This is a genomic window from Nodosilinea sp. E11, assembly GCF_032813545.1.
GTDB lineage: Bacteria > Cyanobacteriota > Cyanobacteriia > Phormidesmidales > Phormidesmidaceae > Nodosilinea.
This window is the reverse complement of sequence record NZ_CP136520.1, coordinates 1549892-1563461: the sequence shown is the minus strand read 5'-3', so window position 1 is coordinate 1563461 and position 13570 is coordinate 1549892. Positions and strand designations below refer to the sequence as shown.

Here is a 13570-nt window from a genome sequence, read left to right as displayed (position 1 = left end):
CGGGGCCAGCTGGGTCAGCCATGTAAGTAATCGTATTGAGATACCAAAAAGTTCATGAAAGCTATTTTGAAAAGCTTGCTGCTCAGTAGTCTGTTTACCCTGAGCCTGCCTGCCCTAGCTGAGACCCCTCGCATCGAGATTGACTACGATACTGGAGACCTGACTGACCAGCAGATCGAGCAGGGGCCTATTCGGGTTGTGGCCAGCTATACCCCCATCGACTACGACGCTGAAACCATTGGCAACAACCTCAGCCTTCAGCTGTTTTATAACGATGAGCTCCAGCTATCGGTAACCGATACCGCCGCTATGTTTGCGGGCATTGACCTGATTGATCTCGACAGTAACGGCACCGCTGAGGTGGTGGTGCAAACGTTTACCGGTGGTGCCCACTGCTGTATGGCTTACACTACCTATGCTTGGCAAGATGGGCAGTTTAATCCCATTTACTTTAGCTATCTCGACGGCGGCGGCGGTGAGTTTAAAGACCTCAACGGCGATGGGAAAATGGAATTTGTCACCCTAGACAATGCTTTTTTCTATAGCTTTAGTTCCTACGCCGGGTCTTACCCGCCCAGCGTGATTCTCACCTACGACAATGGCCAGTACCGCGACACCACGACCCAATTTACCAACTACATTGAAGACATCGCCGCTGGCATGCGTTTCACCATCGAAGATCCAGAATTTGCCGATCGCGGTGACAAAAACGGTGTGTTAGCGGGCTATGTTGCCCAAAACATTCGCCTGGGGCGCTATCGAGCAGCCTGGCAGTACATGCTGGCCCACTACGGTCGCACCGACGACTGGGGCCTTTACACCTACACCGACGATGGGGAAATGGTACAAACCTATCCAGATTTTCCCACTGCGCTCTACGCCTTTTTGCAGGATCTAGGCTATCTAGACGCCAGCGGTAGGCCCCAGGTCACGGTTGAGCGCTCGCCAGTTGTGGCTGAGCGATCGCAGTTTTAGTCAGCGTTAAAAAAAAGGGTAGGCCGCTGCGACCTACCCTTTTGATAATTTGACTGTTGGTGAACCTATAGCAATCTGATTGAGGGTAGTGAATGTAGAACGAGTACCTTGCCCGTACAGGCAAAACGCCTGACCTACAACTAGTCACGAGTCGTCGAGGATCGCTATAGAAACTGTCTAACTGATGCTAGAAACCGGTGCGACGGTAGTTGCCGCCGTTACCGCCACCGCCGCCGCCACTGCGGGCGTCGTCGCGGGGGCGAGCTTTATTAACTCGCATTTCACGACCCATCCACTCGGCCCCATCTAGGGATTCGATGATGGAGTCTTCCTGGGTTTCAGCCGCCATATCCACAAAGGCAAAGCCTCGGGGGCGACCGGTTTCGCGATCGGTGGGCAGGCTAACCCGCTTCACGTCGCCGTATTCTGCAAACACCCGCTCCAGATCTTCGCGGGTGACATCGTAGGACAAATTACCAACATAGAGTGACATAGAGTTGTCTCCTTACTGTACAAACGCAGCGAGTAAACGGAGACAAAGCTGTATCGAAAATCAAAATGAAATGAAACAAGCGAAATCTACCGAAAACTAACCAAAGACCATTTTAACATCGCGCTCCGCCAGTCGGGGAGGCCTAGGCTGGTTAGCGGTAGTCCCCTCTTAGGTGTCGTACATTAGGCCTTCGGGGGCTTCAGGGTTGTCTTCTAGGTACTGATCAAAGCCGGTTTTCTTGGGCTTCTGGTGCTGGTGGGAGGCCTCGGCCCGCATTTCTTCGACCACATCCCAGGCGACTGCCGCTTCAGACGAGGTTTCGCCCTTTTCGGCGGTAACCTGGTGGGCGTAGTCGATCGCTTTTTGCAGCTCGTCTTGAAAGTCTTTGCCGTCAACGCTCATAGTTGCTCTCCTGCAATAGATCGGTTGTAGAGACAGACAAGACTATCGTACCCGGCGGCGAAACCTCTGTCGCCTTTTACCCACCTACTCGGCCAGGCTGGGTTTGGGCCAGCTACGGCAACAATGCCTAAACCCCCAAAGCTAATGCTCAAATACGCCCTGGTACTGGAGCAGGTCGAGGGCGACAAAGGTGGGCAGGCAGCTAAAGCAGTCTTGGGCCAGATCCCAGCGGCCCTCGCGCTTGAGCATGGCGGTGAGGGTGTGGTGAATGCCGTGGAGGTAGCGGACGTCGTTGGCGGCGTAGCTGAGCTGTTCGTCGGAGAGATTCATGGCGTTGCCCCAGTCGGAGCTTTGGGCGGTTTTGTCGAGCTCGATGCCCTCTAGCTCGCGTACCAGCTCTTTGAGACCGTGGCGGGGGCTATAGGTGCGGCTGAGTTTGCTGGCAATTTTGCTGCAAAACACTGGGGCTACGGTAATGCCCAGGTTGTGCTTGAGGGTGGCCAGGTCAAAGCGGGCAAAGTGAAACAGTTTGAGAATGTTTGGGGCTTCGAGCAGTTCTTTGAGCAATGGCGCTTCTTTTTGGCCGAGTTCAATGCGCACCACTGCTACATGGCCCTCAGGATCTGAGAGTTGCACCAGGCAGAGGCGATCGCGCAGCGGCAGCAACCCCATAGTCTCGGTGTCGCAGGCGATCGCACTGGCCTGTTGATAGCGGGCCAGTAGATCGGGGGTAAGGTCGCGATCGCAGATTTCAAAACCGTCAGCCATAGTGCTCCTAATCTTTATCGGATAGGTCAGGCTGCCAGGGCAACCATTTGCTATCAAGGGCCTGCTCAAGCGTGAAGCAAGGCTCCTCGGGAACCTGCTTAGCGTCTAATTTGCTGACCCTTAAAAACAAATCTCGGCCCTTGACATACTCAGCGGTGTAGCGATTCTTCAGATGGTTTCTCAGACTGGGGCTGTCGTCTAAAATTTCCTGAATTTCTTGACGAAAGTTGCCAATTTCTCTGTCCCAACCAGAGAAACATCTATTTCGCTCGGTTTCCCAGTAGCTCAGTTTTAGCAGGTGCTCACAGAGTCGCTTTAGATAGCTGTTGAGCGATCGCTTATCACTTCTGCCCAAGCTTTCAATTTCCTCAATCAGGTTTTCTAGATCAAGGGCGCTAAAGTTTTGGGATTGCAGCTGAGCGACAGTGTCTTCCAACCAGAGTTGGTAATCTACGTCGTACAACGACTTTGGTTTGACGTCGATTTCCGCACTCATCTGCAATCCCTAACCTAGCTTTAGACAACTCGACCGGTAAAAGGGACTACTCTAACCCGCCAAGGGCTTTGGCCACCGTGTTCACGTCCTTGTCGCCCCGACCCGAGGAGTTGATCACAATGCGAGGGTTGCCGGTGAGCTGGGGGCAGAGGGTCTCCAGGTACGCAAAGGCGTGGGCGGTTTCCAGGGCGGGGATAATCCCCTCCAGGCGCGACACCCGCTGGAAGGCATCTAGAGCCTCCTGGTCGGTGACGCTGTAATACTCGGCCCGGCCCGCATCCTTCAAAAAGCTGTGCTCGGGGCCAACGCCAGGATAATCCAGACCAGCACTGATGGAATGGGCTTCAATCACCTGGCCTTCGCTGTCTTGCAGCAGGTAGCTCATTGCTCCATGGAGCACACCTACCCGGCCCTCGGTTAGCGTGGCGGCGTGCTTGCCGCTGGCCACACCGCTGCCCGCCGCCTCAATGCCAACCATTCGCACGGTGGGATCATTGACAAACTCATGGAACAGACCCATGGCGTTGGAGCCGCCGCCAACGCAGGCCATCAGGATATCGGGCAGGCCGCCAAACTTCTCGACGCACTGGGCGCGGGTCTCTTCACCGATGATGGCGTGGAAGTCGCGCACCATCATCGGGTAGGGGTGCGGCCCCGCCACAGAACCCAGGATGTAGTGAGTATTTTCTACATTCGTCACCCAGTCGCGAATCGCTTCAGAGGTGGCATCCTTGAGCGTGCCGGTGCCCGCCGTCACGCCGCGCACCTCGGCCCCCATCAGCCGCATGCGAAACACGTTCAGCGATTGGCGCTCCATGTCTTGCACGCCCATATAAATCACGCATTGCAGACCAAAGCGGGCGCACACCGTCGCGGTGGCTACCCCGTGCTGGCCCGCTCCAGTTTCAGCGATAATCCGCTGCTTGCCCATGCGCTTGGCCAAGAGCACCTGCCCCAGGGCGTTGTTGATCTTGTGTGCCCCGGTGTGGTTGAGGTCTTCGCGCTTGAGGTAGATATCGGGGCCGTTGCCGTCGGGGCGGCGGTAGTGAGCGGTGAGCCGCTCGGCGAAATACAGCGGCGTGGCGCGACCGACGTAATCTTTTAGCAGCCCGTCTAGCTCGGCCTTAAAGTCGGCCTCGTCGCGGTATTGGTAAAAGGCCTGCTCTAGTTCAAAGAGCGCGGGCATGAGGGTTTCGGGCACGTACTTGCCGCCAAACTGGCCAAAGCGGCCCAGGGCATCGGGGCGGGCATCGGTGACGGCGGGGCGAGGCGAGAGCGGCGTTTGGGTCACAGGCTTGGCGGGGGTGAAGGGTTAGAATGTGCCCCTATTATAGGGAATGCCCCGACCCGTTGCTAGGGCGTTAGGCCGTGCGCCGTAGCGCTGCCGGGGCCTGCCGCCGTTGTAGCGAGTGAATGTGGTGGAACAGTTCCCAGCAATATTGCTCGGGTAGCCCACAGGTGGCCGCCCCCCGCATGACTACGCTGGAGTACCACTCGTTGGGGGCAATCTCTTCGTGGGTCTTGCTGATCACGGAGTAGGTGCGGGTTTCACCGTAGACCTGACCGTTGCAATTTACTGTCACTATTTCGTGGCAGTAGCCCTCTTCGCGTAGGTCAAGGGCGGGGCTGAGTCGCCAGGGCAGGCTATACAGCACCCCCTGCACCGTGGAGCCGGGCTGGGTAACTACATCGAGCACGCCGCAGTCGCGCAGGCGCGATCGCCGAAAGAACCCCAGCCGATAGCCCTCCAGTGTGGCGGGGCCAATGACGTAGGCGTGGGTGCTCTCGCCCAGCGATCGCTTCAAATCGACCGGGCACATGCAGGAGCCGTAGGCAAAGTAGTAGAAGCGATCGCGATCGTCATTCTTGGGGCCGGGGAGGGGGGTAAGACTGGTCATGGGCGATCGTGGAGAGCGAGGGTTGAGGGTAACGGGTATTGGGTTAACCCACCCCTAGCCCCTCCCAGGAGGGGATGGAGTAAGGCTCATGCTAGGAGCAAAGCTCTGCAATTGATAACGACTCTAAACCCAATCTACGGTTTTCCGGTCGGGATGCCGAGGATTGATACTATTACTTTCGTTTATATCACTCTATTTCTCAAGGAGAAAGGTTTCTTGATGAAGCTTTGACAAGTCTTTAAGGTGCCCAGGCAGGAAAGCTAGAAACCCGGTTTCTAGGGCAGGGGGTTGTTCGATCGCAGGAGAGATCCCAGGGTCTAGGGAGCTGGCGTGAATCTGTGACAACGTGCAGAAGAACCCTGGGATCTGGGCTGTGGCGGGGAGGCTTCGATAATTTTGCACCGCCCAAAACTATCGTTGTGGCGGCTGGTTTCTTCAATGCGGTGGCCTGCCACACAATCGCGAGTCATGATAACGGTAATACGTTCACCCGATTGAGGCACAGCCCGTGTCTAGTAAGGTCCAAACATGCCATTGGCCGGGTTGTCGGCCTCGTCGCTACAGCAAAACGCGCTGAAGTGCTGCAAAAACTCGGCTTTGGTGAGCCAGCCGTCCTGGTCGGCATCGAGCGGGGGAAACACCAGGGGCGCATAGACTGGCGACTCGTTAAAGGCGGCCAGCAGCTGTCCCCATTCGGCTTCGTTGACTTTGCCATCTTCATCTTGGTCAAAGACATCGAAGATTAGCTCCATCAGGCTGATAATATCCTCGGCGTGAAGCTCGTTATCGGTTAGCCCGTCATCGTAGTAGGCCAGCCATTCGTTTCGGGAAACTTGGTCGTTGTGGGCGGTGTCGGCTTTTTTTTCGAGCCCTTGCCACTTGCGCATCAGCTTGTCTTGCAGCACCAGGCAGCGGGGCGATCGCAGCGACCAGTTGCGCAGGGTAGACAGCTTTTTAAACATCAGCTCGAAGTCTTTTTTGACCAACGCTCCGGTGTAGTCAGAGTCGTACATGCTAAATAGTTTGGTCAATTTGCGCTGTTGCAAGTCAGTTAACATGGCCCGTACTCCCCTCTGCCCCGGCAGTTGCCCTTACAGTCATTAGCCTATAGCACTTTCCGGTTGCCTGTGGCCTAGATCTCAGGGTTTTGCGGTGTTGCGTAGAGCGATGGCAACGCCCAGCAGAACTTTGGGATCTGGGCAGCGCTATAACTCCAAAATTCTGGCACAGGGGATCGCTGTCGGGCGGTGTCTGTGGCTAGTCTGGGGTAAGCTTTGCCCACCGAGGAAACCCACTGTGAAACGTGCCCTTGCGATCGCCCTGGCTCCCCTTTGCTTTGGCCTGATCACCACCCTGCCGTTGCCGGGGTTAGAGGGCTGCTCGATGGTGGCCTGGGCGCAGTCGGTTCGCGTCTACGGTAGTCAGGGCAGCAATGGTCGCACGGGCAGATCAGGCCGCGACGGCACGGCGGGGCAGAGTCAGAGCGTAGTGGTAGACGGTACCCCGGCTAGCTTTGCGATCGCGGGCAGCGATGGCGAAGACGGCGAGAATGGTGAAAACGGTTACCGCCCTCGCTGCGGTGGCCAGCCCCGCAACGTGGCCTACGATCTCCGTGCCCCCGATGGTGGTAGTGGGGGTAGCGGCGGGGCGGGCGGCAGCGGCGGCAGCGGCGGCGATTTATTGGTGTACTACGGCGATCGCAGTCATCTGCAACGGCTCTCGGTCGATGCCCGAGGGGGGCGCTCGGGCCGGGGCGGGCGCGGTGGCAGCGGGGCGATCGGCTGTCGCTGCGATGTGCGTCAGTGGACGGTGCAGACCTGCACGGGCACCCCCGGCCAATCCGACCACAGCTGCCAAAACGCCCGCTACACCTGCCGCGATGGCCGCAGCGGCAGCAATGGGTCCTTTGGCCGCGACGGCACTCCCGGTGCCGATGGGCAACTGTCGCTGGTCAACCAGCTAGAGCCACTGCCTCCCGAAAACCCAACGATTTCTGTGGGGCTGACCACTTTGTCTAACCAGCCTGTGCGGCTCTCGCGCAACCTGTGGGCCGAGCGGGCGGGGGCCAATGCCCTGCTGGCCCCCGGCTCGCGGGTTAGAGACACCTACCGCGAATATACGGGGCGGGTAGAGGGCGATGTCAGCCTCGACTGGCAGGCCCCACGCCCCCTTGGGGTATTTGCGGGCGGCAACCTGCGAGCCGAGATTCAGCCCGACGGGTCGCTGACGGCGGTATTTCCCGACAGCCTGTGGGCCGACTACACCAGCCGCCGCGAGGGCGAGCAGCTGACGATCACGGTCACCAACGCGGTGCGGGCCAGCGATGTCACCCGGCTGGCCTGGGGCGGGGTGCAGGGCAATGGCGCGAACCTCAGCGCGGCGGTGCTAGACCTGGCGGGAGAGGCGGCCTATCTCAATACCCAGTTTCGCGTCAGACTGCGCACCACCGCCGATGACCCCAGAGACAGTCGCCGACCTCGCTACGTCACGGTTTATGACGACGTTTTACCAGCCGAACTGGTGAGCCTGGAGGGCAACCGCTACGAGCTAGCTTTAGGGCGGCTGCCCATTGACCGAGGGCCGTTTAGTCGTGGCACCTACGCCCAGGTCGAGATCACGGCAGTGCGATCGCTCGGAGACAACTGGGCCGAGCAGCCGTTGTCGTGGCAGGGTCAGTTTTAGGCGTGGGTGCGTGGGAGCTTTACTGGGGGTGAGCTGCTGGCGTTACGTTCAGGCAGTCTACGATGGTTTGCACGATCGCCTCTGGGGCTGGGGCTACATCGACCACCAGACTGTCGGCGGGGGCTTCTAGGGCGTCAAATTGGCTGTCTAGCAGGGTGTCGTCCATAAAGTGACCCTGGCGCTGTTTGAGCCGCTGCTGAATCAGGTCGTAGGAGCCTTTTAGCAGCACAAATTTGACCCGATCGCGATCGCCGCCGAGCTGCTCGCGATAGGCAGCTTTGAGGGCTGAGCAGGCCACCACCGCTCCCTGGCCATTGTCTAGCAACGTTTCAATACATTCCTGCAAAGACTCAACCCAGGGAGCGCGATCGGCATCGGTTAACGATTCACCTCGCTCCATTTTGGCTATATTATCGGGCGAGTGAAAATCGTCGCCATCGAGGAAGGGGCTGTTGAGGCGTTGGGCCAGCAGTTTGCCAACGGTCGTTTTGCCCGCCCCCGAAACCCCTGTCAAGATTATGATCGTATTAGTCATGGTATTGATTGATGCGGCATTGCAATTGACTCAGCCATCCCTGAGCCAATCGATTCAGACCGGCTAAACCTTCTGGTTCAACGCTTTGGTCTAACCAGAGTCTATCCACTGAGCATCCCGGTTGCATGATTTCACCCACGGGTTTGAGTGTATGACTATCTCCTTCGGGCGTCACCTGTGCAGCCACAGGGCAATGGCTACCCAGCAAGAATGGCTGATCACCAATGGCATTGGCGGCTACGGCTGTGGCACCGTCGCCGGAGTGCTCAACCGCCACTACCACGGGTTGCTGGTGGCTACCCTCAAGCCGCCGCTCGATCGCACCCTACTCGTTACCAAGGTTGACGAAACCGCTCACTACCTGGGGCAATCCTGCGACTTGCATTGCGATCGCTGGGCCGATGGCACCCTGCATCCCCAGGGCTATCTGTATCTAGAGTCGTTTCGGCTAGAGGGTACGATTCCGATCTGGGTCTATGCGATCGCCGATGCCCGCCTCGAAAAGCGGGTGTGGATGGAGCCAGGGGCCAACACCACCTACGTGCGCTACACCCTTAGTCGGGCCAGCGTTCCCCTCGATTTGACGCTCAAGGTGCTGGTCAACCACCGCGACCACCACCACAGCACCCAGGGCAACGGCTGGCAAATGACCCTGACAGAATGCCCCCAGGGGTTGCAGATTCAGGCCAAAGCCGGTGTTCAACCCTTTTATTTACTTAGCGAAACCGCCCCTGCCCAGCCCGCCCACACCTGGTACAACGGTTATGCCCTCGCGGTTGAAGCTTACCGGGGCATTGACCCCTACGACGATCATCTGCACGCGGCTACCTTTGCCCCCACCCTGGGTCAGGGGCAATCGTTTACCCTGGTGGCCACCACCGAAGCCGAAGCCGATCGCTCGGGCCAAAGCGCCCTGCTGCGCCGTATGGCCTATGAGCAGCACCTGATCACTCAGGGAGCCGCTGCCCAACCGGAGGCTGAACCGCCTGCCTGGGTGAGGCAACTGGTGCTGGCCGCCGATCAGTTTGTGGTCAATCGGGCCATTGCTACGGCTGAAGGTGCTGGCGCTGAGGGGGCTGGCGGAGACGATCTGGATGGTTCTCCAGAGCCGGCTAGCAGCGGCAAAACCATCATTGCGGGCTACCCCTGGTTTGGCGACTGGGGCCGCGACACCATGATCGCCCTGCCCGGCCTCACCCTGGCCACCGGGCGGCCCTCCCTGGCTCGGCGGATCTTGCAGACCTTTGCCCGCTTTCTCGACCAGGGCATGTTGCCCAACGCCTTTCCTGAAAGTGGTGAAGCGCCCCACTACAACACCGTAGACGCTACCCTCTGGTACTTCGAAGCGCTGCGGGCCTACCACCGCGCCACGGAAGACACCGCGCTGATTGAAGAACTCTTTGGCCCCTTGCAGGAGGTGATCACCTGGCACTGTAAAGGCACCCGCCACGGCATTCAGGTCGATGCCGCCGATGGGCTGCTCTCTGCTGGGGAAGCGGGCGTACAGCTCACCTGGATGGATGCCAAGGTGAAGGACTGGGTGGTTACCCCTCGCATCGGCAAACCGGTTGAAGTCAATGCCCTGTGGTACAACGCCCTGCTGGTGATGGCCGACTTTGCCGCAATTTTGGGCCAGCCGGTGGGGCAGTTTCAAGAATTGGCGGCCCAAACCCGCCAGGGATTTCAGCGGTTTTGGAATGAGTCGCTAGGCTACTGCTACGACCTGCTCGACGGCCCCGATGGGGACGATGTGGCCCTGCGGCCTAACCAAATTTTCGCCGTTTCGCTGCCCGATCCAACCCTGGGCGATCCCTGCCTCAGCGCCGATCAGCAGCAGGCGGTGGTGAATGCGGTGGCCCAGCGACTGCTGACCTCCCACGGGCTGCGATCGCTCGACCCGGCCCACCCCAGCTACCAAGGCCGCTACGGTGGTGACCTAGTGGAGCGCGACGGAGCCTACCACCAGGGCACCGTGTGGAGCTGGCTGATTGGCCCCTTTGCCCAGGCCCACTGGCGGGTCTATCAAGACGCCGATCTGGCCCACAGCTTTCTAGACCCGCTAATTCACCACCTCCAGGGCGGCTGTCTGGGCACCGTCAGCGAAATCTTTGACGGCGATGCACCCATGGAGCCGCGCGGGGCCTTTGCCCAGGCCTGGTCGGTGGCCGAACTGCTGCGGGTGAGCGCCCTACTGCGGCCCCACCTGAAGGAGTAAACGCAAAGTACAGGATTTACACCTGGGGGGCAGGGGCAACTGTAGACCTGCCAAGGCGGACGCGATCGATTTGTAGGGGCGTAGCATGCTACGCCCCTACGAGGTATCGGTTTCGAATCGGGGGTTGTAGGTCGGATTCGGTATTAGATGGGCGCGCTAGCGCGATCGCAGCTGCCCCCCAGCGCTGTCACCATGGTGCAGGTATTGACCACCAGCATTTCTTGGGTGGTTTCAGCACCGCTACCGGGGCCGCCGGGGCCTTCGACAAACAGCGGTTGCTCAGCTACGGCCACTCCAGCATCTCTGGCTACCGACTCAATTAGCCTCGGGTTGGTGGTGTCTTCGGCAAAAATGGCGGGCACCTCTGCGGCCTTAACCTGGTCAACTAAAGCGGTCATTGCCCCAGGGGTAGGCTGTTCATCGGTACTGAGGCCGCTGAGGGCACCCTTGACCTCAAACCCGTAGGCGTCAGCGAAGTAGCCAAAGGAATCGTGGGTGGTCACCAACTGACGCTGGGCGGCGGGTACTGTGGCTACCTGGGTTTGAATCCAGCTATCGATATCGTTAAATTGCGCGGCTAGGCGATCGGCATTCTCGGCATAGAGGTCGGCCTGCTCGGGGTTAATCTCGGCTAGGTGCTCGGCGATCACCGCTGCGATCGCGCCATTGTTGGGGGCGCTATGCCAGACATGCGGATCGGGAGCCAGATCTGCCGCCGCTGTGGTCCCGTGGTCGTGGGCATCCTCATGGGCATGGTCGTGGTCCTGCTCATGGTCGTGAGCGGCTTCGGCCCCGTGGTCATGGTCGTCAGCATGGTCATGGTCATGATCGTGGGGTTCAGCCATCAACGGGTTGGGAACCGCTGCTTCGTAGACCGCCACCCGCGTAGCCGCAGTGGTACTGCCTTCTACCAGGCTAATAATATTGGGGGCGAGGTCATAGCCGTCGTAGAGCACTAGATCGGCCTGCTCAATAGTTTGGCGATCGGAGGGCCTCACCTGGTAGGTGTGGGGGTCGGTACCCGGTTCGAGCAGGCAGGTGAGGGCGATGGTAGTTTCGGCAATTTGCTCGGTCAGATCGCAAAGTACGCTGGTGGTGGCTACCACTACGGGGGCATCGGCCTGCGCTACGGGGGCCTCTTCGGCGGTATTGGCCACTTCGTCACCGCTGCACCCGACTAAGCCCACGCCCAAGGCGATCGCCCAACCAGTGCCCCACCGGACCGATCGCCGAAACTGCTGACCATCGGTTGGTCGAGTCACTGTAGGTAAAAACATGGTCTATCTCTCCCAGAAATGGATAACTAAACTACTATGATGGTGATAATGGTTATCATTTCATGGGTGTCATGCTAGAGGTTCAAAACCTGTCTGTCAACTACCGGGGGAGGCAGGCCCTAGATGATATCTCTCTGCGTTTGGGGGCAGGGGAATTGGTGGGGCTGATTGGCCCCAATGGCGCTGGCAAAAGCACGTTAATTCAGGCAATGCTGGGCCTGGTGCCCTGTCGAGGACAGGTGCTGTTTAAGGGTGCGCCCCTGCGGCGGCGGCAATCGGTAGCCTATGTGCCCCAGCGATCGCGCATCGACTGGGACTACCCCATTACCGCTGGTCAGGTGGCGATGATGGCCCAGGCAGCTCTCGCCGGGTGGTTTCGCCAGCCCAGCCAGCGGGCTAAGCAGCGGGTCACCGTCGCCCTAGAGCGGGTAGATATGCTGGATCTATGCGATCGCCCCATTGGGCAACTCTCCGGCGGCCAGCAGCAGCGCATCTTTCTCGCTCGCGCCCTGGCTCAGGAGGCCGATTTGCTGCTGCTCGATGAACCCTTCACCGGCATTGACAAAAAGACAGAAGCCCTCATGCTGGCCATCTTTGCCGAGCTTCAGCAAGAGGGCAAAACCCTGGTGGTGTGCAGCCATGAGTGGGGCGAGGCCCTGCACCGCTACGATCGCCTACTGCTGCTCAACCGTCGCTTGTTGGCCGACGACACCCCCCAGGCGGTGATGACCCTCGACAATATTCAGCGAGCCTACGGCCAGGGGCCAGAGCCGACCGGGGCGATCGACTCCTACGCTGATTTCTTTTGCTAGGTTTCTTTTGCTAGGGCGAGCTGGCCCCAAAAGCGGCTACCCCCGAAACTCTGAGGCTACGATCATAGAGCCAATACCCAGATCGCTGAAAATTTCTAGCAGCAGCGCGTGGGGTACTCGACCGTCCAGAATGTGGGCGGCACCAACGCCCTGAGCCAGCGATCGCACGCAGCAATTTACCTTCGGAATCATGCCCCCGGCCACAACCCCCGTTTCAATTAGCTGGCGCGCCTGCTGAATATCGAGCTTAGGCAGCAGCGTTGAGGGGTCTTTGTAGTCTTCTAGAATGCCCTTGGTATCGGTGAGCAAAATCAACTTTTCGGCCCCCAGGGCGGCGGCGATCTCGCCTGCTACCGTGTCGGCATTGATATTGTAGGCCTGGCCGGTTTCATCGCTCGCCACGCTCGACACAATCGGAATGTAGCCCGCCTCTACCAACGATTTCAAAATACCCGAGTCAATGCCGCTGACTTCGCCGACAAACCCTACCCCCTCAGCCCCCTGAGGCCGAGCGGTAATCAGGTTGCCATCGACGCCGCACAGGCCCACAGCCTTGCCCCCGGCCTGGTTAATTAGGCCTACCAACTCCTTATTCACCCGGCCTACCAGCACCATTTCCACTACGTCCATGGTGGGGGCATCGGTGACCCGCAACCCATCCTTGAATTGGGGCTCAATCCCCAGCTTGCCTAGCCAAATATTGATCTCTGGGCCGCCACCGTGAACGACCACCGGACGAATGCCCACGCAGGCCATAAACACAATATCGCGCACCACATCGGCTTTTAGGCGGCCATCTTTCATCGCTGCGCCGCCGTACTTTACCACCACCGTGCGGCCCCGAAATTGCTGAATATAGGGCAGCGCCTCACTGAGAATGCGCACCCGCGTAGCCTCGGCCTCGTTGACTGTCTGCGAAGAAGGAGACTGAACCATGGCGCTTATAGATCGCTATTGATAACGTTGGCAAAAGCAACCCCCATGCCCCCGGAGCAAGACCTTGGGACGCTCAGCATC

14 protein-coding genes are annotated in these 13570 nt (G+C 59.1%); 4 read left to right on the top strand and 10 right to left on the bottom strand.

Features of this window, described 5'->3' with window-relative positions:
• The first annotated feature begins 54 nt into the window (after positions 1-54).
• Positions 55-975: a hypothetical protein gene (locus RRF56_RS09300; RefSeq protein WP_317037360.1), complete on the top strand. Its 921-nt coding sequence runs from the start codon at positions 55-57 to the stop codon at positions 973-975.
• A gap of 187 nt (positions 976-1162) precedes the next feature.
• On the opposite strand, the gene RRF56_RS09295 is transcribed toward RRF56_RS09300, so the two are convergent.
• From RRF56_RS09295 to RRF56_RS09265, 7 genes are all read right to left on the bottom strand, one after another.
• A complete protein-coding gene (locus tag RRF56_RS09295) occupies positions 1163-1468 on the bottom strand; it encodes an RNA-binding protein (RefSeq protein ID WP_317037359.1) in 306 nt (101 codons plus the stop codon).
• Positions 1469-1636: 168 nt separating this feature from the next.
• Positions 1637-1870 carry a Calvin cycle protein CP12 gene (locus RRF56_RS09290; RefSeq protein WP_317037358.1) on the bottom strand — a complete coding sequence of 78 codons (234 nt, stop codon included), beginning with the start codon at positions 1868-1870 and terminating at the stop codon, positions 1637-1639.
• A gap of 141 nt (positions 1871-2011) precedes the next feature.
• On the bottom strand, positions 2012-2638 hold the full coding sequence (locus RRF56_RS09285; protein ID WP_317037357.1) for a ribonuclease D: 627 nt from the start codon (positions 2636-2638) through the stop codon (positions 2012-2014).
• Positions 2639-2645: 7 nt separating this feature from the next.
• Positions 2646-3134: a DUF29 domain-containing protein gene (locus RRF56_RS09280; protein ID WP_317037356.1), complete on the bottom strand. Its 489-nt coding sequence runs from the start codon at positions 3132-3134 to the stop codon at positions 2646-2648.
• A 46-nt stretch (positions 3135-3180) separates the two neighbouring features.
• Entirely contained in the window at positions 3181-4425 is a 1245-nt protein-coding gene (trpB, locus tag RRF56_RS09275; RefSeq protein WP_317037355.1) for a tryptophan synthase subunit beta, read from the bottom strand.
• A 70-nt stretch (positions 4426-4495) separates the two neighbouring features.
• Positions 4496-5032, bottom strand: coding sequence for a gamma-glutamylcyclotransferase (locus RRF56_RS09270; RefSeq protein WP_317037354.1), 537 nt, complete (start codon positions 5030-5032; stop codon positions 4496-4498).
• Between the two features lie 512 nt (positions 5033-5544).
• Positions 5545-6090: an EF-hand domain-containing protein gene (locus RRF56_RS09265; RefSeq protein WP_317037353.1), complete on the bottom strand. Its 546-nt coding sequence runs from the start codon at positions 6088-6090 to the stop codon at positions 5545-5547.
• Positions 6091-6328: 238 nt separating this feature from the next.
• On the opposite strand from RRF56_RS09265, the gene RRF56_RS09260 reads away from it, so the two are divergent.
• On the top strand, positions 6329-7714 hold the full coding sequence (locus RRF56_RS09260; protein WP_317037352.1) for a hypothetical protein: 1386 nt from the start codon (positions 6329-6331) through the stop codon (positions 7712-7714).
• Between the two features lie 19 nt (positions 7715-7733).
• Here RRF56_RS09260 and RRF56_RS09255 read toward each other — a convergent pair whose 3' ends face one another.
• The gene (locus RRF56_RS09255; protein WP_317037351.1) at positions 7734-8249 is read right to left on the bottom strand and encodes a gluconokinase; all 516 of its coding nucleotides are present in this window, start codon (positions 8247-8249) and stop codon (positions 7734-7736) included.
• Positions 8250-8400: 151 nt separating this feature from the next.
• On the opposite strand from RRF56_RS09255, the gene RRF56_RS09250 reads away from it, so the two are divergent.
• Positions 8401-10464, top strand: coding sequence for an amylo-alpha-1,6-glucosidase (locus tag RRF56_RS09250; RefSeq protein WP_317037350.1), 2064 nt, complete (start codon positions 8401-8403; stop codon positions 10462-10464).
• Between the two features lie 143 nt (positions 10465-10607).
• Here RRF56_RS09250 and RRF56_RS09245 read toward each other — a convergent pair whose 3' ends face one another.
• On the bottom strand, positions 10608-11741 hold the full coding sequence (locus RRF56_RS09245) for a metal ABC transporter substrate-binding protein (RefSeq protein ID WP_317037349.1): 1134 nt from the start codon (positions 11739-11741) through the stop codon (positions 10608-10610).
• Between the two features lie 71 nt (positions 11742-11812).
• Between RRF56_RS09245 and RRF56_RS09240 the strand changes: the two genes are divergently transcribed.
• Positions 11813-12553, top strand: coding sequence for an ABC transporter ATP-binding protein (locus tag RRF56_RS09240; RefSeq protein ID WP_317037348.1), 741 nt, complete (start codon positions 11813-11815; stop codon positions 12551-12553).
• A 36-nt stretch (positions 12554-12589) separates the two neighbouring features.
• Here the strand turns inward: RRF56_RS09240 and argB are convergent, their stop codons facing one another.
• Complete coding sequence (gene argB / locus RRF56_RS09235) at positions 12590-13489, bottom strand: acetylglutamate kinase (protein WP_317037347.1); 900 nt, start codon at positions 13487-13489, stop codon at positions 12590-12592.
• Positions 13490-13570 lie beyond the last annotated feature (81 nt).